This window comes from Pseudomonas sp. AS2.8, from assembly GCF_014190935.1.
GTDB lineage: Bacteria > Pseudomonadota > Gammaproteobacteria > Pseudomonadales > Pseudomonadaceae > Chryseomonas.
Genome location: NZ_JACHVV010000006.1, coordinates 128,864 through 151,120 on the forward strand (window position 1 = coordinate 128,864; position 22,257 = coordinate 151,120).

Here is a 22,257-nt window from a genome sequence, read left to right on the forward strand (position 1 = left end):
GCCGGTCAACCTCGGTACACTTCACCTTTGCTACGGACCGACGGGAAATCCGCGATGCCCTTTTCCGCCCTGCCCCTGGTGATCGAACCGGCCGATCTCGCGGCGCGCCTGGATGCGCCCGAACTCATCCTGGTGGATCTCTGCAGCGCCGCCCACTATGCCGAGGGCCATCTGCCCGGCGCGCGCCATGTCGCGCCCGCCCGCACCCAGCTGGGCAGCAAGCCGGCGCCCGGCCTGCTGCCGGCCCAGGCGGACTTGGAACGGCTGTTCGGCGAACTGGGCCAGCGCGACGACGCCGTCTACGTGGTCTATGACGACGAAGGCGGCGGCTGGGCCGGACGCTTCATCTGGCTGCTGGACGTCATCGGGCACGGCCACTATCACTACCTCAACGGCGGGCGCCAGGGCTGGATCGCCGCCGGCCTGCCGCTGAGCACCGCGGTCCCCGCCGCGGCCGGGGCGCCGGTCGCCCTGACCCTGCACGAAGAGCCCACCGCCAGCCGCGCCTATCTGCAGAGCCGGCTGGGCGCCGAGGACCTGGCCATCTGGGACGCCCGCGGCGCCGATGAATACCGGGGCGAAAAGGTGCTGACCGCCCGTGGCGGCCATATCCCCGGGGCGATCAACTTCGAGTGGACCGCCGGCATGGATCGCGAGCGCCAGTTGCGCATCCGCGAGGACCTGGCCGCCGAACTGGAGCGCCTGGGCATCACCCGCGACAAGGAAATCATCACCCACTGCCAGACCCATCACCGATCCGGCTTCACCTATCTCGCGGCCAAGGCCCTGGGCTATCCGCGCGTCAAAGCCTATGCCGGCTCCTGGGGCGAATGGGGCAACCACCCCGACGCCCCCATCGAATGATTGCCAAGGACCTCTCATGAAACTGCAAGACCGTCTGTTCATCCTTGCCCAGCACCTGCTGCCGCACCATCTGCTGTCGCGGCTGATCGGTGGCTTCGCCGAGTGCCGGGTGCCCTGGTTCAAGAATCTGCTGACCCGCTGGTTCGTCCGTCACTATGACGTCGACATGCGCCAGGCTCAGGTGGAAGACCCCACCGCCTACGAGAACTTCAACGCCTTCTTCACCCGCGCCCTGAAGCCCGGCGCCCGTCCGCTGCCGGCCGAAGCCGGCGTGGTGGTGAGCCCGAGCGACGGCGCCATCAGCCAGCTCGGCCGCATCGAGCACGGCCGCATCTTCCAGGCCAAAGGCCACAGCTACAGCCTGCTGGAGCTGCTCGGCGGCGACGGCCTGCGCGCCGCGCCCTTCATGGGCGGCCATTTCGCCACCATCTACCTGTCGCCCAAGGACTACCACCGGGTGCACATGCCGCTCACCGGCACCCTGAAGGAGATGGTCTATGTGCCCGGGCGCATCTTCTCGGTCAATCAGCTCACCGCCGAGAACGTGCCCGACCTGTTCGCCCGCAACGAGCGGGTGGTGTGCATCTTCGACACCGCCGTGGGCCCCATGGCGGTCATCCTGGTCGGCGCCATGATCGTCGCCAGCATCGAGACGGTCTGGGCCGGCCTGGTCACGCCGCCCAAGCGCGAACTCAAGAGCTTCGCCTACGACGAGGCCGCGCGCGCCCCCATCACCCTGCGCACCGGCGACGAGCTGGGCCGCTTCAAGCTGGGCTCCACCGCCATCGTGCTGTTCGGCCCGGACGCGGTGAACTGGTCCGCTGAACTCGGCGCCCTCTCCACCGTCAACATGGGGCAACTGCTGGGGGTTCCGACCACGCCGGCCCCCTTGACCACCGTTTCCGAGCCAGGGCCTCTCGCCTAGATGCGCGGTTCACTGCCCATCGAAACAGGAGTGTGCGCGGCTAATGGATAGCAAAAGGCCACAGCTCATGTTGCGGGTACCGACGCCCGATCAGCGCAGCCTGACGTTTTGTGACGCCACCCCGGCCGGCCTCAAGCGCTGGCTGGAGCAATTGCCGCGAGCCAAGCTGGGCGAATTCGCCCGGCTGCTCTACCAGGGCCTGCTGGAACTCAACCGGCTGATCCTGACGCCGGAAGCGCGTCTGCGCCTGCTCGAATCCCTGCGCCCGGACGTGCAGCGGGTCTGCCAGCTGCTCGAACGCCATGTGCTCAACCAGGCCATCGTGCTCGACGAGCGCTCGCGCAAGGTAGCCAATCTCTGCCAGGCCCTGCAGAACCTGCTGGCGGCCGGCTACAAGCTGATCGTGGTCGAGGAAAGCGACCGTGGCGAACGCAGCACGCTGCTCGCGACCGCCATCCAGCGCGCCCTACGCGCCCTGCTCGGGCCACTGATCCGCGCCGCCCAGCTCTATACCCCGGTGCACGACAACCTCTGGCTGGAGTTGCACCAGCTCTATCGGCTGGCGGTGACCACCGGCTTGCACAACCAGAAGATCCGCGATGAGCTGCTGCCCGGCGACGGCAGCCAGACCATCACCCAGGCCTATGGCGCCGCCCTGCTGTTTGGCGCCGCGCGCTGCAACCAGTTGCGCCAGAGCCATATCGCCCAGTTGACGCTGCACCTGGACGACTGGGCCAGTCTGATCCGCCTGCAAGGCCCCGAGCAGAACGGCACCCTGATGGTGGTGGCGCCGCAGATCGACGCTCCCCCGCGCTATCGCTCGCTGTTGCGCGAAGCCAATCTCAACGGCCTGCTCGGTCTCGCGCCGCAGCAACTGGTGCAGGCCATCGAGGACTATTTGGCGCTGGCCCCGGAACAGCGGCCACGGGCGCGCCTGCCGGTGCATGGCGATCTGTCCCTGGATCTGCTGCAACACCTGGTCGGGGCCTGGGGCCAGGAGGCGGATCGTGCCTTCCAGCGCATGCCCGGCCAGGGCCAGGTGCAGGTCTGCATCGGCATGAGTGCCCTGCACTACCAGCTCGCCGGGGGTCAGGTGTTCGCCGACACCCTGCGCCTGTCGGCCGCGGTCGTGCCGGACGCCTTTGCGCCCAAGCCCAAGGACGACGTCTGGTCGATGGCCTTCGATGCCGACACCCAGGCACCCGACACCCTGGACTGGAGCGCCGGGGCGTTGGAAGAGATCCACTACGACGTCCTGCCCGGCGACGGCGAGGCGGCCAGTCCGGCCTTTCCGATCCATGCGGTGCAGGTGGTCAACCACAGCCCGGGCGGCTATTGCCTGAGCTGGAGTGGCGAGGTGCCCGAGCAACTGCAGGCCGGCGAATTGCTCGGTGTGCGCCTGCCCGAGGATCACAACTGGGGCCCGGCGGTGGTGCGCTGGGTACGCCAGGTGCCCGGCAGCGGTACCCAGATGGGCGTCGAACTGCTGGCGCCCACCGCGCGCCCCTGTGGCCTGCAGCTGCTGCGCAAGGCCGAGCAGAACAGCCAGTACCTGCGCGCCCTGCTGCTGCCGGAGATCAAGGCCATCGACCAGGCACCGACGCTGATCGCGCCACGACTGCCCTTCCAGGAAGGCAGCAAGGTGCAGATCAACCAGCAGGGCAACGAGCAGCGCGGCATGCTCGATCGGCGGCGCAGCATGACGGTCAGCTTCAGCGTCTTCGAATATCACCTGCTGGAACAGAGCGGCGTTCAGCCAAACAGTGGTCCCGCCGGCGGTGGCGCTCGGCAGGAAGAAGACTTTGACTCGCTGTGGAAGTCTCTGTAGCTTCGATAAATCATCGTTATCGCCAGGGCGCGAATAGACCATGGCCGCCGAACACAGCGCGATCCGCCTGTTACTGCTCGAAGCATCGCAGAACGAGGCGGAACGCCTGGTCAGCCTGTTCCGCAATGCCGGACGGGCGACGCGGGCCCAGCGCCTGGCCGACCCCGCGGGTCTCGACGAACTGCTGTCCCAGTCCTGGGACCTCGCCATCCTCGCCCCACCCTCGGCTGAACTCGACAGCCTGAGCGCACTGCGCCAGTTGCGTCGCCGCGCCCCCCAGCTCGCCGTCATCCAGCGGGTGGCACCGGACGATCCCGCGGCGGTGCTCGACGCCCTGCGTCTCGGCGCCCGCGACGGCATCGCCAGCGACAACGACGAACACCTGCTGCTGGCCAGCCTGCGCGAACTCGGCAACCTGGCCGAGCGCCACGAACGCCGGCGCCTAGAACAGGCCCTGGCCGAGGCCGAGCAGCGCTGCCAGCTGCTGCTGGCCAACGCCGTGGAGGCGGTCGCCTATGTCCACGACGGTCTGCACATCCACGTCAACTCGGCCTATGTGGAGCTGCTGGGCTATCCGTCCGCGGAAGACCTGGAAATCACCCCGCTGATGGACCTCATCGCCGCCGCCGACCAGCCGGCGCTGCGCGAGGCCTTTCGCCAGTTGCGCGACGCTCCCGACCCCCTCGAACTGGACTGCCGGTGCGTCCGCCAGGATGGCAGCACCCTTGGTGTGCGCCTGCGCCTGACGCCGGCCATCTATCTCGACGAACCCTGTGTGCAGTTGCACCTGCGCGAGGAACGCGCGGCCCCGGCCGCCGAGGCCCTCGAGGAACAGCTGCGCGAGGTGCGCTTCCAGGACATCCTGACCGGTCTGCTCAATCGCAGCCGCATGCTCGAATTGCTCGAGGATGCCCTGGAGCGCGCCCGGCTCGGCGCGCCGGCCAGCTTCGCCTACCTGAGCATCGATCGCTATCCGACCCTGCTGGCCGAGCTGGGCATAGGCGCCATGGACGAATTGCTGGTGGTCCTGGCCGAGCGCCTGCGCGAGCACTTCGGCACCCTGGTGACCCTGTCGCGCTTCGCCGACGACGCCTTTACCGCCCTCCTGCCGCAAGCGGCCGACGCCAGCCTGGACAGTGCCTTCGAGCGCCTCCTTGGCCGCCAGGAGCGCCTGCCGCTGAACCTGGCCGGGCGCACCCTGGCCATCAGCTATTCCATCGGCGTGGTCAGCCTGGACAGCCATACCAAGAGCGCGGGCGACCTGGTGGACCGGGCGCACCGCTCCGCGCGCCAGGTCGCCCAGCGCGGCGGCAACGCCTGCAAACGCTACGATCCCCAGGAAGAACTGGCCGCCGCCGCCAATCGCGGCAATCTGGTGGCCATGGTCAAGCAGGCCCTGCAGCAGAACGGCTTCCGTCTGCTGTTCCAGCCGGTGATCGGTCTGCGCGGCGGCAGCCACGAGTACTACGAGGCGCTGCTGCGCCTGATCAATCCCCAGGGCGAAGAGGTCTCGCCGGCCGAATTCGCCCGCACCGCTCGCGACAGCGGACTGAGCGGCCAGATCGATCGCTGGGTGATCCACCAGGCGATGCGCCAGCTCGGCGAGCACCGCGCCCGCGGCCATGGCACACGCATCTTCGTGCACCTCTCGGGGGCGACCCTGGGCGATCTGGAGTTGCTGCCCTGGCTGCGGGAAACCCTGCAGGCTCAGCAGCTGGACGCCGAGGCGGTGATCTTCCAGCTCAGCGAAGAAGACCTGCTGGCCCAGCCGGAGCAGGCCCTGGCCATGGCGCAGCGGCTACGGCGCCAGGGTCATCCGGTCACCCTGAGCGGCTTTGCCGCCGGCGATCCGCCGCTGGCGGCGCTGCGCCTGCTGGTACCGGATTACGTCAAGCTGTCGGGCAAGCTGATCAAGGACCTGGCGCAGCCGGACCACCAGGAGCGCCTCAAGGCCCTGGTCGCCGAACTCAGCGCCCAGAACGTCCAGACCATCGCCCCCTTCGTCGAGAGCGCCAGCGTGCTGGCCCAGCTCTGGCAGGTCGGGGTGCACTTCATCCAGGGCTACTACCTGCAGGAGCCCAGCCAGGCGATGGACTACGAATTCCATCCCGAGTAGCGGTAACCCAGCCCGGGACAGGTTCATCGCGGCCTTGGCGGTGCGCCCGCTCCTACGTTGTCTACGTCGAGCATCCGTAGGAACGCATGGCCGCGAGGGGAGACTCAGCCCCGGGTATGGCGATCTTCCACGCCGAGCAGATAGAGCACGCCATCCAGGCCCAGCACGCTCACCGACTGGCGGGCGGACTGGCGCACCAGCGGCTTGGCACGGAAGGCCACGCCCAGACCGGCCAGGGCCAGCATCGGCAGGTCGTTGGCGCCGTCGCCCACGGCGATGGTCTGCTCCAGCGTCAAGCCTTCACGGCTGGCCAGTTCCTGCAGCAGATCGGCCTTGCGTTGGGCATCGACGATGGGCTCGACGGCGCGACCGGTCAGCTTGCCGTCGACGATCTCCAATTCGTTGGCATAGACGTAGTCGATGCCCAGCCGCGCCTGCACCTGGCGGGCGAAGTAGGTGAAGCCGCCGGAAAGGATGGCGGTCTTGTAGCCCAGGCGCTTCAGCTCGGCGAACAGCCGCTCGGCCCCTTCGGTCAGGCGCAGCCCGGCACCGATGTCTTCCAATACCTCCTCGGACAGGCCCTGCAGCAGCGCCATGCGCTCGGTGAAGCTGGCGCGGAAGTCGATCTCGCCGCGCATGGCGCGCTCGGTGATGGCCGCCACCCGCTCGCCGATACCGGCGGCCTTGGCCAGTTCGTCGATGACCTCGGCCTGGATCAGGGTGCTGTCCATGTCGAACACCGCCAGCCGGCGGTGCTGACGTTGCAGTTCGTCCGGCTGCCAGCCGATGTCGGCCTGGCCTTCCTGGGCCAGCGCCAGCAGACCTGCGCGCAGGGCCTGGGGTTCGTGCGGCTCGCCGGTGACGCGCAGCTCCAGGGCGGCGCGCTCGGTCGCGCCCGGCTCGCTCAGGGCGCGGATGGCATGGATGTTCAGGCCCTGCTCGCGGCACAGCGCGGCCAGGCGGGTCAGCGGCAGATCGGCCAGGGTGCGGCCCATCAGAGTCAGGACATGGGCTTCGCCGGTCTCCGGCGCGGGCTGCGCCAGGGGCGCCACCTGCAGACCCAGGGCCTGCAGCGCCTGCCCCAGCGCCGCGCCGGCACTCGCCGGACTGACCAGCAGGGTCACTGCGGCACTGTTGTCCAGACCCTGCTGCTGCAGCGATTCCAGCCGGGCACCGGCCGCGGCCAGGGCGCCGGTGAGAGCAGCCAACCAGTCGGCGGGCAGGATGCCCACGGCCTGGAGTCCGATAACGTCTTGCATGGCGATCCCCTCGCGGAAAAGCGCGCAGTCTACCCTTTCGCCCCGGCGGTGCCGAGCCATGGGCACCGGCTGGCGGCGGGAGTCCACCGCCGGCCTCTTTTGCGGGCGAAGCCCTGCATTCGCCGTTTTCGCACCCCTGGCGCGCTGGTTATACTGGCCGCACATTTTTTGTCCAAAGAAACGATTTCTGTGACCCGCCCCGCGACCGTCAAGCCCGATAATTTCTTCCTGCTGATCTACCGAGCCCTGCGCCAGCGTCGTGTGCCGGTGGCCTTGCGCATCGTTTCCCACAGTCTGCTGCTGGTGGCGGCTGCCCTGGTGATCTATGCCGGCATCATGAGCATGCAGTTCCGCCATGCCATGCAGCAGCAGGCCGACGCCGTTGGCCAGAGCCTGGTGACCCAGACGGCCAACTCCGCCGCCGAATTGCTGGTGGCCAACGACAACCTCAGCCTCAACGTGCTGCTGAGCAACCTGGCGCGCAATCCGCTGGTGGCCCATGCCGCGGTCTACAGCCCGGACAACCGGGTGCTGGCCGAGTCCGGCACGCGCCCGAGCCAGGGCCTGCTGACCGCCACCGATGGCATCTACAGCACGCCGATCCGCTTCCAGGACGTCACCGCCGGTCAGGTGCGCCTGGCGCTGGACATGGACCAGTTCCAGCAGCCGATGATGATCAGCCTGCAGAACATGGGCCTGCTGGGCCTGATCCTGCTGGCGCTGACGCTGATTCTCAGCCTGCGGCTGGGTCGTCAGCTGTCGATTCCGCTGCTGGAACTGCGCGTCTGGCTGCGCGATCCCGATGACCCCGCACCGGGCGCCGGCCGTCTCGACGAACTGGGCGACCTGGCTCGCCAGCTGCAGAGTCGCCTGGTCCCGCCCAAGCCGCCCAAGGCGGAAGTGGCCGCGGCCGAGGACGACGATCCCTTCGCCGACGAGCAGGGTGGCCTGAGCGTCAAGCCGCCGCCCGCACGCAAGGCTGCCGCCGCCAAGCCGGCCGCGCGCAAGGCGCCCGCCGCGGGCGCCGACAGCGAACTGGACGCCGAGGCCTTCGCCGAACTGGTACCCGAGTCCTTTACCGAACCGCCACCCACCCCGGCCCCGGCGGTGCCCACCGAGCCCGACATCGTCACCTCGGCGGTGCTGTCCATCCAGCTCGGCGCCCAGGACCAGCTCAGCCGGCTGCCGCGCAGTCGCCTCGAACAGCTGCTGGAGCGCTATCGCGACTGCCTGCAACAGGCCACCGAGCTCTACGACGGCGAATTGCACACCCTCAAGGATGGCGGCAGCCTGATCCTCTTCCACGAACGCAGCGACGACGACGACTACCTGACCCGCGCCCTCTGCTGCGGCGAGATCATGCGTGCCCTGGGTCACGCCCTGCAGGTGGAAGTGGTCGGCAGCGGTGCAACCCTGCAGCTGCAGTTGGGTCTGACACAGGGCGAACGCCTCGCCGGCCTGGAGCTCGCCCAATTGCTGGAAAACACCACCGTACGCAATGCCCAGGCGCTGAGTCGCCACAGTCGCAACCTGTTGCTGGTCGAGCAGAGCATCGCCGAGGACGAGCTGCTGCGTAAACGTGCCCGTATCCGCACCATCGCCAGCCCCGCCGGGGCCAGTTGCGTGGAGCGTCTCCTGGAACCCTACTCCGCGACGCTGGAGCGTCACCTGGTCCGGCTCGAGGCGCGTTAAAGCGCCCGCCCGACCCCACCTATGAGCGCCCTCCTGCCCCGTCTCGCCCTCGCCGCGCTGTTGCTGGCGGCCTGCGCTGTCCAGGCGGCGCCCAACGCGAGCAGCGTGAGACTGCCCGATGGCGGGGTCTATACCGGCGACATCGTCAGCGGCCTGCTCAATGGCAGCGGACGCATCGAGTGGCCCAATGGCAACTGGCTCAAGGGCCGCTTCAAGGACGGCCTGGCCGAGGGCCCCGGCGAGCAGCAATTCGCCGACGGCACCTACTACCAGGGCACCTTTCGCCGCGGTCTCTACCATGGCCAGGGCAACCTGATCAGCAGCAGCGGCTGGGAATACCACGGCAGCTTCGTCAACGGCCGCATGCAGGGCCAGGGGTCCAAGCTCGACAGCGACGGCACCCAGACCATCGGTACCTTCAACGACGGCCACCTCAATGGCGTCGGCCAGTGGCAGGAACCGGGCGGCGATCGCTATGACGGCGAATTCGTCGACGACCAGTTCGAAGGCGCCGGGGTCTATCGCAGTGCCGGTGGCGATCTCTGGCGCGGGCGCTTCAGTGGCGGCGAGCTGACCGGCAACGGCGAATTCGTCGGCAGCGACAGCAGCCAGTACCGCGGCGCCTTCCGCAACTGGAAGTTCGACGGCCAGGGCGTGCTCACCAACAGCGACGGCAGCGTCTATCGCGGCAACTTCGCCGACGGCGTCTATGCCGGCATGGGCGTCCTGACCCGCGCCGACGGCCAGGTGGAACGGGGTCTCTGGGAGGGCGGCAAGCGCATCCGCGACGACCAGGGGCAGTACATCGCCGATCCCCTGGAACGCGCCCTGCTCGACCAGGGCAAGGTGCTCGACCAGGAATTGCAGCAGATCCCGGCGTCCACCCCTGCCACCGAACTCTATGGCCTGGTCCTGGCCGGTGACGGTGGCCAGGGCGTGTTCCAGCGCGAAGCCAACTATGTGGCCAATTTCCTAACCACCACCTGGGGCGCGCGCGACGTCGTCCACCTGATCAACGCCAAGGACATCCGCAGCGACCATCCGCTGGCCACCCGCGAGAATCTCTACCAGAGCCTGCAGGCCCTGGCCCAGCGCACCGGCCCGGAGGACCTGATCCTCATCTACCTGACCAGCCACGGCTCGGCCGACCATCAGCTGGTGCTCTCCCAGCCGGGCCTGGATCTCTCCAGCCTGCCGGCGGCGGAGCTCGGCCGGCTGCTCGCGCCCCTGCGCGGCCGCGACAAGCTGATCATCGTCTCCAGCTGCTACAGCGGCGGCTTCATCCCGCAACTGCAGGACGATCACACCCTGGTGATGACCGCGTCCAAGGCCGATCGCACCTCCTTCGGCTGCACCGACGAAGCCGACTTCACCTACTTCGGCCGCGCCCTGTTCGCCGAGGCCTTCCAGCACACCGACGATCCCGAGCAGGCCTTCCAGCGCGCCCGCGACACCGTGTCGGTACGCGAGAAGACCGAAGGCTTCGATCCGTCCGAGCCCCAGCTGTGGGCGCCGCCCGCCGTACTGCAGAAGTGGCGCGCCTGGCGCGCGAGTCGCTGAGTGCCGGCTTTGACCAGGGCTTTGACGAACAACCGGAACGTCCGAGGTCCAACCTGACATCAGCGGTCGCCGCTACAAGGAGAGCCCCGTGTACCTGACGCCTCAGCATGCCCTCATCGCCGGCGCCACTGGCCTGACCGGCGAACACCTGCTCGACCGCCTCCTCAACGAGCCGACGGTCCCCCGGGTGCTGGCGCCGACCCGCCGTCCGCTGGCGGAACACGCCCGGCTGGACAATCCGGTGGGTGATCTCAACAGCCTGCTGCCGACCCTGGAAGGCCCGCTGGACGTGGCTTTCTGCTGCCTGGGCACCACCATGAAGCAGGCCGGCTCCGAAGCCGCCTTTCGCGCCGTGGATTACGGCCTGCCCCTGGCGGTCGGCCAGCGCGCTCTGGAACTGGGCGCCCGCCACTACATCGTGGTCAGCGCCATCGGCGCCGACTCCCAGTCCTCGATCTTCTACAACAAGGTCAAGGGCGAGCTGGAAGAAGCCCTGCGCGCCCAGGGCTGGACGCAACTGACCCTGGCGCGGCCGTCGCTGCTGATCGGCCAGCGCCAGGAAGAGCGTCTCGGCGAGCGCCTGGCCGCTCCCTTGTCACAGTGGCTGCCCGGCAAATGGCACGGCATCGAAGCCGCCGTCCTGGCCCGCGCGCTGTGGCGCCTGGCCCTGGAAGAAGGCAAGGGCGTGCGCGTGGTGGAATCGGACGAGCTGCGCAAGCTGGGGCGATAAAGGCGTAGAGCGAGGGCCGGGTTGCCGCCCTCGCGGTCATGGCGGTCCGCCGATGCGGCCGCTCCTGCAAGTAGGCCCCCGCACGGATCGTTCAAGCGTTCCTAGGACCTACAACAGCGACTCCCCATTCGGATAGCCTCCTCTCCCTCCGGGAAAGGGCTGGGGTGAGGGCATGCCTCACGACGAAGCCAACAGCGGAAAAGGCTACGCCGTTTTCCGCGCTACGGTGCAGAAGGCTTGGTCGCTTGCAGGAGCAGCCTTCTGGGCGCCATCAATCGTAGGTTGGGCTGAGACGGCTCCATTGTCGAAGCCCAACATCAGCGGTGCCGAGGCAGGAGCTGTTGGGCTTCGCTGCGCTCAGCCCAACCTGCGCCGGACGCTACATCGGCAGACCACCCGGGTCGCGATCGGACAGTGGCTCCTACGCCGGCTGGGCCAGCACCATCTGATCGACTTCCTGCACCAGCCAGTCGTGCAGGGCGCGCAGACGGGGATCGGCCAGGGCGCCCTGGGCATAGAGCAGCATGTACCTCTTGTGCGCCGGTACCGAACGGCCGAAGGGCGGCACCACCAGCACGCCCCGGGCCAGCTCGTCGGTGATCAGGGCGCGACGGGCGATGGCGACGCCCATGCCGGCGATGGCCGCCTCGATGGTCAGGTGATTGCGATTGAAGGTGTGGCCCCGCCGCACATCCAGCGCCGGCGCGCCGATGCTGGCCAGATAGAACTCCCATTCGGCGTATTCGTAGCTGCCGCGCCAGGCGGTGATGTCGTGCAGCAGCGGATAGAACTCCAGGTCCTCCGGCCGCTCCAGCGGCGGTCGCCCCACCAGCAGGCTGGGCGCACAGACCGGAAAGATCTCTTCCTCCATCAGCGGCGTCGAGGCCAGGCCCGGATAGCTGCCGTCGTTGAGGTCGATGGCCAGGTCGAATTCGCCCTCGCGCAGCGACCAGCTGCTGTCTTCGGCCACCAGCCGCAGTTGCAGGTCGGGAAAGCGCGCCTGCAGCCGCGGCAGTCGCGGCGTCAGCCACTTGCCCAGAAACGAGGGGATCGACCTGAGGCGCACCACGCCGCCGAACTGGCCGGCGTTGAGACGGCGCAATTCGGCGTCGATCAGTCCATAGGCCTGATTCAGGGTGGTCGCCAGGCGCTGGCCTTCGGCGGTCAGTTCCAGGCCACGGGCCACCCGGTGAAACAGCTTGAAGCCCAGGCGCTCTTCCAGCTGGCGCATCTGCTGGCTGATGGCGCCCGGCGTCACGTGCAGCTCTTCGGCGCAGCGCGTGAAGGACAGATGCCGAGCGGCGCAGGCGAAGACCTGCAGCCAGGCCTGGGTTTGGGCGTTGAGGATCCGGCTCATCGATGAGTTCCGCTAAAGGATCGCTTAGAAGCTTTCGTTTGTGCGAGCTGAGGGCTTATCACCACTATGAGCCATCCGCCGGCAGCTTGTCTGGCGACCATTCAAGCTCAATCAGGGATTATCGTCATGGCCATCAGCGTCTTCGACCTGTTCAAAATCGGCGTGGGTCCGTCCAGTTCCCATACCGTGGGCCCGATGCGGGCCGGCGCCCTGTTCGCCCAGCGCCTGGTCGACGAAGGTCTGCTGGAACAGGTCAGGCGGGTCGAGGTGCGTCTGTACGGTTCGCTGTCGGCCACCGGCGTCGGCCATGGCACCGACCGCGCCACCCTGATCGGCCTGATGGGCGAATGGCCGGATCGCGTCGATCCCGCCGCCGTGGAGCCGCGCATCGAAGCCCTGCGCAACGAGCGCCAGCTGCTGCTGGCCGGGCGCCAGGCGATCCACTTCGACTGGCAGGAAGACCTGCTGCTGCTGGACGAGAGCCTGCCCTATCACCCCAATGCCATGACCCTGACCGCCTTTGGCGCCACCGGCGAGGTGGCCGAGGCGACCTACTATTCCATCGGCGGTGGCTTCGTGGTGGACGCCGCCCAGGCCGCCAGCGGCGTGCTGGACAACGACACCACCGAACTGCCCTATGACTTCTCCAGCGGCGCCGAGCTGCTGCAGCTGTGCCGCCGCCATGGCCTGGGCGTGGCCGAGCTGATGCTGGCCAACGAAAAGAGCTGGCGCTCCGAGGAAGAGATCCGCAGCGGCCTGCTGCGCATCTGGAACGTGATGCGCGAATGCGTACAGAACGGTCTCGCCAACGAGGGCATCCTGCCCGGCGGCCTCAAGGTGCGTCGCCGCGCCGCCCGCCTGCACCAGAGTCTGCAGGCCATCGGCAAGCCCAACGTCATCGGCTCCACCCTCTCCGCCATGGAGTGGGTCAACCTCTTCGCCCTGGCGGTGAACGAGGAGAACGCCGCCGGCGGGCGCATGGTCACCGCGCCCACCAACGGTGCGGCCGGGATCATCCCGGCGGTGCTGATGTACTACATGAAATTCAATCCCGATGCCTGCGACGACGACGTGGTGCGCTTCATGCTGGCCGCCGCCGCGGTCGGCATCCTGTGCAAGAAGAACGCCTCCATCTCCGGTGCCGAGGTGGGCTGCCAGGGCGAGGTCGGCTCGGCCTGCGCCATGGCCGCGGCCGGTCTGGCCGAGGTGCTGGGCGCCAGCCCGGCGCAGCTGGAAAACGCCGCCGAGATCGGCCTGGAGCACAACCTGGGACTGACCTGCGATCCGGTTGGCGGCCTGGTGCAGGTGCCCTGCATCGAGCGCAACGCCATCGCCGCGGTCAAGGCGATCAATGCCGCCCAGATGGCCCTGCGCGGCGACGGCGAGCACTTCATCTCCCTCGACCAGGTGATCCGCACTATGAAGGAAACCGGCGCGGACATGCACAGCAAGTACAAGGAAACCTCGCGCGGCGGCCTGGCCGTGACCTTCGTGGAGTGCTGAGTCAGCCTTGACGCGGGCGGTACGGATTACCGAAAGTCGGGGTTTACCTGCACGGGAAGCCCCATGAGCCTCGACTCCGTCCGCCAGCACCTCGCCCGCATCGCGCCCGATCTCGAGATCCTCGAGGCCACCACCAGTACCGCGACCGTTACCCTGGCCGCGGCTGCCCATGGCGTGGAGCCGGGGCGGATCGCCAAGACCCTGGGGCTGAAAGTCGGGGAGCAGCAGTTGCTGCTGGTGGCTCGCGGCGATGCGCGCCTGGACAACCGCAAGCTCAAGGCCGCCTTCGGTGGCAAGGCCAAGCTGCTCGATGCCGCCACCGTGGAAGGCCTCACCGGGCATCCGGTGGGCGGCGTCTGCCCGTTCGGGCTGGCCACCCCGCTGCCGGTCTATTGCGACGAATCGCTCAAAGCCTTCGACGAGGTATTACCGGCCGCGGGTGCCATCCACAGCTGCGTGCGCCTCACCCCGGAGCGGTTGGCCGCCCTCAGCGAGGCGCGCTGGGTGGATGTCTGCGAGGTGGGCAATCAGCGCAGCTGATCGTTCTTTTCCACGTCGCGCCGGTCCTTGTTCAGCACCACGCAGGCGTAGTAGCCGCCGCCGAGCAGGATGAGCGCGAGCAGGCTGAAGAGAATCATGAAGATACCATCGTCCATGGCTGCCTCCGAGGGATGCCAGAAAGGGATGGATAAAGCTTAGGCCTCGGGGCGCCCGCGTTACAGCAGCAGGTAGACACATGAAAAACCGGATCAGATGGAGCCCTGCTCGCTATAGTGACGGTCTCCCCTGCCCTGGCCCTGCATGAAGCGCTACGAAAGATTCGCCGACCAGCTCGCCACCCTGATGACCCGCGGCGTCCTCGCCCCCGGCGAGCGGTTGCCGTCGGTGCGCAACGCCAGCCAGACCCATGGCATCAGCCCCTCCACGGTGTTCCAGGCCTATTACCTGCTGGAGAGTCGCGGCCTGATCGAGGCCCGCGAGCGGTCCGGCTATTTCGTCCGCGAACCGGCGCGGGCGCGGGACGCGGCGCCGCTGCTGGCGCCCCTGGAGGGCACCGAGGTCGCGGTGAGCGACCTGGTCTATTCGGTGCTGCAGTCGCTGCAGGATCCGGACATCGTGCCCTTCGGCTCGGCCTTTCCCAGTCCCGATCTCTTTCCCCTGGCGCGCCTGGCCCGCAGCATGGCCCACGGCCTGCGCGACCTGCCCGCCCAGGACCTCACCGCCTACGTCACCCCGGGCCATCCCGAGTTGCGCCGACAGATCGCCCGGCGCTACGGCCTGGCCGGCATGCCGGAAGTCGGCGAAGAACTGGTGATCACCCACGGCGCCCTGGAGGCACTCAACCTGGGGCTGCAGAGCCTGACCCGTCCCGGCGATCTGGTGGCGGTGGAAAGCCCAGCCTTCTACGCCAGCCTGCAGGTGCTGGAACGACTGCAGCTCAAGGCGGTGGAGATTCCCGTCGATGCCGAGCGCGGCCTCAACCTGGATGCCCTGGAAGAGGCCCTGAACCGCCTGCCGATCAAGGCCTGCTGGTTCATGAGCGGCCTGCAGAATCCCACCGGGGTCAGTCTCGACGATAGCGCCCAGCAGCGCCTCTATGGCCTGCTGCAACGCCATCAGGTCCCGCTGCTGGAAGACGACGTCTATGCCGAGCTCTACAGCGGCAGCGAACCGCACCGCCCGGTCAAGCGCTTCGACCGCGACGGCCTGGTGCTGCACTGCGGCTCCTTTTCCAAATGCCTGGCGCCCGGCTATCGCATCGGCTGGATCGCCGCCGGTCGCCAGGCCGGCGCCGTCGCGCGACTGCGGCTGATGACCACCATCACCCCCTCGATGCCGGCCCAGGCCGCGCTGGCCGACTATCTCCAGCACGGCGGCTACGATCGCCACCTGCGCCGCCTGCGCCTGAGTCTCGACCGCCAGCGCCAGGCCATGCTGACCGCGGCGCGGCGTTATTTTCCCGCCGACACCCACGTCAGCCGGCCCCAGGGCGGCTACTTTCTCTGGTTCGAATTGCCCATGCGGGTGGACAGCCTGGTGCTCTACCGCCAGGCCCTGGCCGAGGGCATCAGCCTGGCGCCGGGACCGATCTTTTCCGCGCAGCAGGGCTTTCGCCACTGCATCAGACTCAATTGCGGGCACCCATGGGACGCCCGCAGCGAGACGGCCATGGCCAGGCTCGGCGAGTTGCTGAAGGCGTTCTAGGGTTTGTTTGAAAGGTAGCCGAGCGAAGGTCAGGCAAGGCAAAAATCAGCGAGGAAGCGGAGTTTACAAAGGGTAAATGAGCATTCCGAGCTGATTTTTAACGCAGCATCACCGAGCGCAGGCACTTTTCAGATAAAGCCTAGAGGCCGCCACTCACACTGCCCCGCCCACCGATGGCGGCCGGCAGGGACAGCGGCAGCAGCAGGGTATCGAGCAGCGCGCTGGCAGGCAGGTCCAGCACCGGCCAGGCCGGCGCCTCGGCGCCGAAGCGCTCCTGGGCGCAGCAGCCGCCCTGCAGCGCATAGAGATCCAGCCGGGTACCGGCATAGACCACCGGCGCGCCGGGCTTGGCGGCGTCGAGGGTGCGCGCCGTGGCGCAGCCGCCGAGGCCCGCTACCGCCAGCAGCAGCAAGCCCAGGCGCACGGCCCTAGTCATCGTTGCCGGACAGGTGATGTTCGCCCCAGCGCGGCAGCATGTCCTGGGGAATGCCCAGGGTGTTGAGGATGCGCGCCACCACGAAGTCCACCAGGTCGTCGAGGGTCTGCGGCTGGTGGTAGAAGCCCGGCGAGGCCGGCAGGATGGTCACGCCCAGGTTGGACAGCTTGAGCATGTTTTCCAGGTGGATGCTGGAGAACGGCGACTCGCGCGGCACCAGCACCAGCTGCCGCCGCTCCTTGAGGGCCACGTCGGCGGCGCGCTCGATGAGGTTGTTGCTGGCGCCGGTGGCGATGGCCGAGAGGGTGCCGGTGGAACAGGGGCAGACCACCATGGCCGCCGGGGCGCTGGAGCCGGACGCCGGTGGCGCCATCCAGTCGCTCTGGCCGAACACCCGCACCTGGCCGGGGGCCGCGCCGGTGTATTCGGTGAGAAAGGCCTGCATGGCCTGGGGCTTGGGTGGCAGCACCACGTCGGTCTCGGTGGCCATCACCAGTTGCGCGGCCTTGGAGATGAGGAAGTGCACCTCGCGCTCTTCCTGCACCAGGCAGTCCAGCAGGCGCAGACCGTACTGGGAGCCGGAGGCGCCGGTCAGCGCCAGGGTGATGCGTTCCGGGCCGGCCATCATGCCTGCTCCAGGGCGGCGGCCAGCTTGCCGTGAAGGCCGCCGAAACCGCCGTTGCTCATGATCACCACGTGGGTGGGGCCGTCCAGCTCGGCCTGGACCCGGGTGATGATCGCTTCCAGAGAATCGCAGACCACCGCCGGTACGGCGCAGGCCTCGGCCGTACCGGCCAGGTCCCAGCCCAGATTCGGCGGGGCATACCAGATGACGCTGTCGGCTCCGGTGACGCTGTCCGGCAGCCCGTCACGGTGGGCGCCCAGCTTCATGGAATTGGAGCGCGGCTCGATGACGGCGATGATCCGCTCGCTACCGACCCGGGCGCGCAGCCCCTGCAGGGTGGTGGCGATGGCGGTGGGATGGTGGGCGAAGTCGTCGTAGACGGTCACGCCGCGCACCTCGGCGACTTTCTCCATGCGCCGCTTCACGCTACGGAATTCGCTCAGGGCGGCAACGCCCAGGCCGGGTACCACGCCGACATGACGAGCCGCCGCCAGGGTGGCCAGGGCATTGGCCACGTTGTGCTGGCCGGTCAATGCCCAGTTCACCGTGCCCTGCACCGCGCCGTCGAACAGCACCTCGAAGCGCGAGCCGTCCTCGGCCAGCAGGCGCGCCTGCCACTGGCCACCTGCGCCGGTGGTCTGCACCGGGGTCCAGCAGCCCATCTCCAGCACCCGCACCAGGGCGGTTTCGGCGGTGGGGTGGATGATCAGGCCGCTGCTGGGGATGGTCCGCACCAGATGGTGGAACTGCCGTTCGATGGCCGCGAGATCCGGGAAGATGTCCGCGTGATCGTATTCCAGGTTGTTGAGGATGGTGGTCCGCGGCCGGTAGTGGACGAACTTGGATCTCTTGTCGAAGAAGGCGCTGTCGTATTCGTCGGCTTCCACCACGAAGAAAGGCGTGCCGCCCAGGCGCGCCGAGATGCCGAAATTCTGCGGCACCCCGCCGATGAGAAAGCCCGGACTCATGCCGGCATGCTCCAGCACCCAGGCCAGCATGCTGGTGGTGGTGGTCTTGCCATGGGTCCCGGCGACCGCCAGCACCCAGCGGCCCTGCAGGACGTGCTCGGCCAGCCACTGGGGCCCGGAGACATAGGGCAGCCCCTTATCCAGCACGTATTCCACCGCCGGATTGCCGCGCGACAGGGCGTTGCCGATCACCACCAGGTCCGGTGCCGGATCCAGTTGCGCCGGATCGTAGCCCTGGGTCAGCTCGATGCCCTGGGCCTCCAGTTGGGTGCTCATGGGCGGATAGACGTTGGCGTCGGAGCCGGTCACGCGATGGCCGGCTTCCTTGGCCAGCACCGCGAGCGACCCCATGAAGGTGCCGCAGATACCGAGGATGTGGATGTGCATGACAGGCGGGCTCCGCTACGGATTTGAACGGCGGCAAGGTTAGCACGGGGGGCCGCGCCGCCGGAGCGATGACCGTCGCGGATACCCGGCGCTGCGCCGGCCCCAGGCGGCAGGATTTCGACTAGAGTGCGCAAGGCATCCCTGGCTTTGCGGATGCCCTGGTAGTCGTGGATCCGTTCGCCCTGATAACAAGCACAAGAGGTCGACCATGCTGAAACACCTGCTGATCACCGCTGCAACCCTCTCCTTCGCCAGCCTGGCCCTGGCCGCCGCGCCGACCAAGGTCGCCGACACCGCCCTGGGCAAGGTGCTCGTCGACGGCAAGGGCATGACGCTCTACACCTTCGCCAAGGACAGCGCGGGCAAGTCCGCCTGCAACGGTCCCTGCGCCCAGAACTGGCCACCGCTGACAGCCGAAGCAGGCGCCAAGGCCGCCGATGGCTACAGCCTGGTGACCCGTGACGACGGCAGCCAGCAATGGGCCTACCAGGGCAAACCGCTGTATACCTGGGTCAAGGACAGCAAGCCGGGCGATACCACCGGGGATGGCGTCAATCAGGTCTGGCACGTGGCCAAGCCCTGATGCCCGGGCGCTGTCTGCCCCGCGCGGGCAGCGCCTTATCTACCCAATGGTTTAATATTTCATAATCATTCATTTTTAATGATAAGCGAGCAGGCATAGCCTGAGGGCCTTCCCTTTCAGGAGCCCGGCCATGCCGTTTTTCGCCGCTGTCCCAGCGCAGGCCCTCAGACCCTTTAGCCAGCTCGACCGCCCCCTGGAGGTCATCCGCCAGTTCACCCCCAACTGGTTCGCCGTGACCATGGGCACCGGCGTGCTGGCCCTCGCCCTGGCCGCCTTTCCCTGGCGGTTGCCTGGATTGCCCGCCCTCGCCGAGGGCCTCTGGCTGCTCGACGTGCTGCTGTTCTGCCTGTTCGCCGGACTCTATGCCTCGCGCTGGCTGCTGTTCTTCGACGAGGCGCGCGAGATCTTCGCCCACGCCACTGTTTCGATGTCTATCGGCACCATCCCCATGGGCCTGGCCACGCTGATCAACGGCCTGCTGCTGTTCGGCCTGTCGCGCTGGGGCGCGGCGGTGCTGCCCCTGGCGCTCGGCCTCTGGTGGCTGGACGCGGCCATGGCGCTGGCCTGCGGGGTGCTGATCCCCTATCTGATGTTTACCCGCCAGGCGCATCGCATCGACCAGATGACCGCCGTCTGGCTGTTGCCGGTGGTGGCCGCGGAGGTGGCGGCGGCCAGTGGTGGCCTGCTGGTGCCGCACCTGGCGGCCGGCGAGCAATTCACGGTGCTCGTCGCCAGCTATGTGCTCTGGGCCTATTCGGTGCCTGTCGCCCTCAGCCTGCTGGTGATCCTGCTGTTGCGCCTGGCGCTGCACAGGCTGCCGCCGGCCAGCATGGCGGCGTCGAGCTGGCTGGCATTGGGACCGATCGCCACCGGCGCCCTGGGGCTGCTGGTGCTGGGCAGCGCTGCGCCTGCGGTGTTCGCCGCCCATGGCCTGGTCGGCATTGGCGAGATCGTCCGGGGCCTGGGCCTGCTGGGCGCGCTGCTGCTCTGGGGCCTGGGGCTCTGGTGGCTGGCGCTGGCGGTGCTGGTGACCCAGCGCCAGGCCCGGGAGGGCATGCCCTTCAACCTGGGCTGGTGGGGCTTCACCTTTCCCCTGGGCGTCTATGCCCTGACCACCTTGCGCCTGGGCGAAGCCCTGGCGGCGCCCTTCTTCACCGGCCTGGGCGCCGTGCTGGTGGTGCTGCTGACCCTGCTGTGGATCCTGGTCGCCAGCCGCACCCTGGCAGGCGCCTACCGGGGCAATCTGTTCGTCTCGCCCTGCATCGCCCACCTGTGCGGGAAGGTGCGCTAATCCTGGGGGCGCTGCAGGCCGTGTTGATGCAGCCAGCGATAGAGGGTGTTGCGACTCACCCCCAGGCGCTTGGCGGCGCGGGTCATCTGCCAGTGGCAGTCGTCCAGCACCGCGCGCAGCTCCTCGCGGGCGCTGTCGACCGGCGCCGCGCTGGACAGCAGGGGCGGCCGGGCGCCACGGCAGTCGGCGGGTAGTTCGTCCAGGCCGATATGGCCGTCTTCGCTGAGGGCCACCAGGGTGCGCAGCACGGTACGCAACTGACGGACGTTGCCCGGCCAGGGTTGGGCCAGCAGGCAGGCGCGCGCGGCCGGAGCGAGGCAAATCGACTCGCCACGGGCCTCTTCGGCCAGCAGCTGATCGAGCAGTTCGCCCCGATCACTGCGTTCGCGCAGCGCCGGCAGGGTCACCACCAGGCCGCGCAGGCGATAGTAGAGGTCTTCGCGAAAGCTGCCGGCGGCCACCAGGGCCTCCAGATCGCGGTGACTGGCGCTGACCAGGCGCAAGTCCAGGGCCCGCGGCGCGCCGCCGCCGAGGGGGACCACCTGGCGCTCTTCCAGCACCCTGAGCAACCGCGTCTGCAGCGCCAGTGGCATGTCGCCGATCTCGTCGAGGAAGAGGATGCCGCCATCGGCCTGCTGCAACTTGCCGGCCATGCCTTCCTTGCGTGCCCCGGTGAAACTGCCGCCGCGATAGCCGAACAGCTCGCTCTCGATCAGGGTCTCCGGGATGGCCGCGCAATTGAGGGCGACGAAAGCCTGGCCGGCGCGACTGCTGGCGCGGTGCAGGGCGCTGGCGAAGGCTTCCTTGCCGGTGCCGGTCTCGCCGTGCAGCAGCACCGGCACGTCACGTTCCAGCACCTTGAGCGCCCGGGTGAAATCCCGCGCCAGGGCCGGATCGGCCAGGCAGATGCCGCTGGGCAGGGGCGCCTTGGGCACCGCCGCCGGGGTGACCGGCCGGACCTGGGGACCGCGCACCAGGCCATGGAAGCCCTGGCCCTGGCGGCCACGCAGCGCCCAGCAGGCGCTGGGTTGCGGGCGGGCGCGCTCCAGCAGGTCGTCCTGCCGCAACTCGAACAGGCTTTCCATCCGCTGCCCCAGCACCGCACTGCGCGCCAGCCCCAGCAGCATCAGGGCGGTCTCGTTGGCGGCGTTGATCCGCCCCTCGTCGTCAAAGGCCAGCAGTCCCTCGCTGAGCAGGCCGACATAGGCCGCCTGGGCATGGAAGCGCAGTAGATAGCCGTCGGCGTAGCGGTCGAGGAAATAGCAGCTCTCGATCAGCTTGGCCGAGAGATTGACCAGTGCCATGGTGTGGAACTGGCCCTGGCGCGAGGCTTCCTGGCGCGCGCTGGAGACGTCCAGCACCGCCAGCAGCTCGCCGGCCGGATCGAAGACCGGACTGGCCGAGCAGGTCAGCTGGGTATGGCGACTGCGAAAGTGTTCGTCGCGGTGGATGGTCAGCGCCTGGCGCTCCACCACGCAGGTGCCGATGCCGTTGGTGCCCTCGCAGGCCTCGCTCCAGTCGGCGCCCAACCACAGCCCGGCCTGCTGGAAGGTCTCGCGCTCGGCCTCGGCGGTGACGCAATCGAGGATCAGCCCACGGGCATCGGTGAGCAGCACGGCATGGCCGGCGCCGCCGAGTTGCTGGTGCAGGGCATTCATCTGCCCACGGGCGATCTGCAAGACCCGCTGCTGGCGCTGGCGGTGCTCGTCGAAGCGGGCGCGCTCCAGCACCCAGGGCGCTACCGGAGCGGCCGGGTCCAGCTGGTGTTCGTCGAGACAGCGCCGCCAGGAGCGGGCGATGGCCGGATCGCTGGCCGGGCCGTCGAGGACGGCGCCGCGGGCGAGTTCGAGCACCTGGCTGGCATGACGATCGGACGGGGTGGCGGCCATTGTTGTTGTCCTCCGCGAGGCGTCTGCGCGGCCCCCAGC

19 protein-coding genes are annotated in these 22,257 nt (G+C 68.5%); 12 read left to right on the forward strand and 7 right to left on the reverse strand.

From position 1 onward, the window contains the following. Positions 1-54 precede the first annotated feature (54 nt). The 4 genes from FHR73_RS21600 (at position 55) to FHR73_RS21615 (ending at position 5,733) form a co-directional block, all read left to right on the forward strand. Positions 55-864 carry a rhodanese-like domain-containing protein gene (locus FHR73_RS21600; RefSeq protein WP_183633975.1) on the forward strand — a complete coding sequence of 270 codons (810 nt, stop codon included), beginning with the start codon at positions 55-57 and terminating at the stop codon, positions 862-864. Positions 865-880: 16 nt separating this feature from the next. Further along, entirely contained in the window at positions 881-1,789 is a 909-nt protein-coding gene (asd, locus tag FHR73_RS21605; RefSeq protein WP_183633976.1) for an archaetidylserine decarboxylase, read from the forward strand. Between the two features lie 67 nt (positions 1,790-1,856). Then, positions 1,857-3,617, forward strand: coding sequence for a molecular chaperone (locus tag FHR73_RS21610; RefSeq protein ID WP_183633978.1), 1,761 nt, complete (start codon positions 1,857-1,859; stop codon positions 3,615-3,617). A gap of 40 nt (positions 3,618-3,657) precedes the next feature. After that, positions 3,658-5,733: a GGDEF domain-containing protein gene (locus tag FHR73_RS21615; RefSeq protein ID WP_183633980.1), complete on the forward strand. Its 2,076-nt coding sequence runs from the start codon at positions 3,658-3,660 to the stop codon at positions 5,731-5,733. Positions 5,734-5,837: 104 nt separating this feature from the next. Here the strand turns inward: FHR73_RS21615 and serB are convergent, their stop codons facing one another. After that, a complete protein-coding gene (gene serB / locus FHR73_RS21620; RefSeq protein ID WP_183633982.1) occupies positions 5,838-6,992 on the reverse strand; it encodes a phosphoserine phosphatase SerB in 1,155 nt (384 codons plus the stop codon). A gap of 189 nt (positions 6,993-7,181) precedes the next feature. Between serB and FHR73_RS21625 the strand changes: the two genes are divergently transcribed. The 3 genes from FHR73_RS21625 to FHR73_RS21635 all read left to right on the forward strand — a co-directional run bounded on the left by FHR73_RS21625 (position 7,182) and on the right by FHR73_RS21635 (position 10,974). Further along, positions 7,182-8,684, forward strand: a complete 1,503-nt coding sequence (locus tag FHR73_RS21625) for an AhpA/YtjB family protein (protein ID WP_183633984.1) — start codon at positions 7,182-7,184, stop codon at positions 8,682-8,684. Positions 8,685-8,705: 21 nt separating this feature from the next. Beyond that, a complete protein-coding gene (locus FHR73_RS21630) occupies positions 8,706-10,244 on the forward strand; it encodes a C13 family peptidase (protein ID WP_183633986.1) in 1,539 nt (512 codons plus the stop codon). 88 nt (positions 10,245-10,332) lie between these two features. Then, on the forward strand, positions 10,333-10,974 hold the full coding sequence (locus FHR73_RS21635) for an oxidoreductase (protein WP_007161182.1): 642 nt from the start codon (positions 10,333-10,335) through the stop codon (positions 10,972-10,974). Positions 10,975-11,395: 421 nt separating this feature from the next. Here FHR73_RS21635 and FHR73_RS21640 read toward each other — a convergent pair whose 3' ends face one another. Then, a complete protein-coding gene (locus FHR73_RS21640; RefSeq protein ID WP_183633988.1) occupies positions 11,396-12,331 on the reverse strand; it encodes a LysR substrate-binding domain-containing protein in 936 nt (311 codons plus the stop codon). Positions 12,332-12,457: 126 nt separating this feature from the next. Between FHR73_RS21640 and FHR73_RS21645 the strand changes: the two genes are divergently transcribed. Then, positions 12,458-13,834 (forward strand): L-serine ammonia-lyase, encoded by a 1,377-nt coding sequence (locus FHR73_RS21645; protein WP_183633989.1) that lies wholly within the window; start codon positions 12,458-12,460, stop codon positions 13,832-13,834. A gap of 63 nt (positions 13,835-13,897) precedes the next feature. Further along, positions 13,898-14,374, forward strand: a complete 477-nt coding sequence (locus FHR73_RS21650) for a YbaK/EbsC family protein (protein WP_183633990.1) — start codon at positions 13,898-13,900, stop codon at positions 14,372-14,374. On the opposite strand, the gene FHR73_RS22605 is transcribed toward FHR73_RS21650, so the two are convergent. After that, positions 14,362-14,490, reverse strand: a complete 129-nt coding sequence (locus tag FHR73_RS22605) for a hypothetical protein (RefSeq protein ID WP_007161186.1) — start codon at positions 14,488-14,490, stop codon at positions 14,362-14,364. The two genes, FHR73_RS21650 and FHR73_RS22605, sit on opposite strands and share 13 nt — an antisense overlap. Before the next feature lie 145 nt (positions 14,491-14,635). Between FHR73_RS22605 and FHR73_RS21655 the strand changes: the two genes are divergently transcribed. Then, positions 14,636-16,039, forward strand: a complete 1,404-nt coding sequence (locus FHR73_RS21655; RefSeq protein WP_183633991.1) for a PLP-dependent aminotransferase family protein — start codon at positions 14,636-14,638, stop codon at positions 16,037-16,039. Positions 16,040-16,178: 139 nt separating this feature from the next. On the opposite strand, the gene FHR73_RS21660 is transcribed toward FHR73_RS21655, so the two are convergent. Genes FHR73_RS21660 through mpl form a run of 3 tightly spaced genes read right to left on the reverse strand, consistent with a single transcriptional unit; the run spans position 16,179 to position 18,455 of the window. After that, a complete protein-coding gene (locus FHR73_RS21660; RefSeq protein ID WP_183633992.1) occupies positions 16,179-16,475 on the reverse strand; it encodes a YceK/YidQ family lipoprotein in 297 nt (98 codons plus the stop codon). Continuing rightward, the gene (gene ubiX, locus FHR73_RS21665) at positions 16,468-17,100 is read right to left on the reverse strand and encodes a flavin prenyltransferase UbiX (protein WP_026084064.1); all 633 of its coding nucleotides are present in this window, start codon (positions 17,098-17,100) and stop codon (positions 16,468-16,470) included. The genes FHR73_RS21660 and ubiX overlap by 8 nt, the downstream gene beginning before the upstream one ends. After that, positions 17,100-18,455 carry a UDP-N-acetylmuramate:L-alanyl-gamma-D-glutamyl-meso-diaminopimelate ligase gene (gene mpl / locus FHR73_RS21670; protein WP_183633994.1) on the reverse strand — a complete coding sequence of 452 codons (1,356 nt, stop codon included), beginning with the start codon at positions 18,453-18,455 and terminating at the stop codon, positions 17,100-17,102. Before mpl ends, ubiX begins: the two co-directional genes overlap by 1 nt. Positions 18,456-18,663: 208 nt before the next feature. Between mpl and FHR73_RS21675 the strand changes: the two genes are divergently transcribed. Continuing rightward, complete coding sequence (locus tag FHR73_RS21675) at positions 18,664-19,038, forward strand: hypothetical protein (protein ID WP_058791008.1); 375 nt, start codon at positions 18,664-18,666, stop codon at positions 19,036-19,038. A gap of 130 nt (positions 19,039-19,168) precedes the next feature. After that, positions 19,169-20,329 (forward strand): C4-dicarboxylate ABC transporter, encoded by a 1,161-nt coding sequence (locus tag FHR73_RS21680; protein WP_183633996.1) that lies wholly within the window; start codon positions 19,169-19,171, stop codon positions 20,327-20,329. Here the strand turns inward: FHR73_RS21680 and FHR73_RS21685 are convergent. Continuing rightward, positions 20,326-22,218: a sigma-54-dependent Fis family transcriptional regulator gene (locus FHR73_RS21685; protein ID WP_183633997.1), complete on the reverse strand. Its 1,893-nt coding sequence runs from the start codon at positions 22,216-22,218 to the stop codon at positions 20,326-20,328. The genes FHR73_RS21680 and FHR73_RS21685 overlap by 4 nt on opposite strands. Positions 22,219-22,257: the final 39 nt, after the last annotated feature.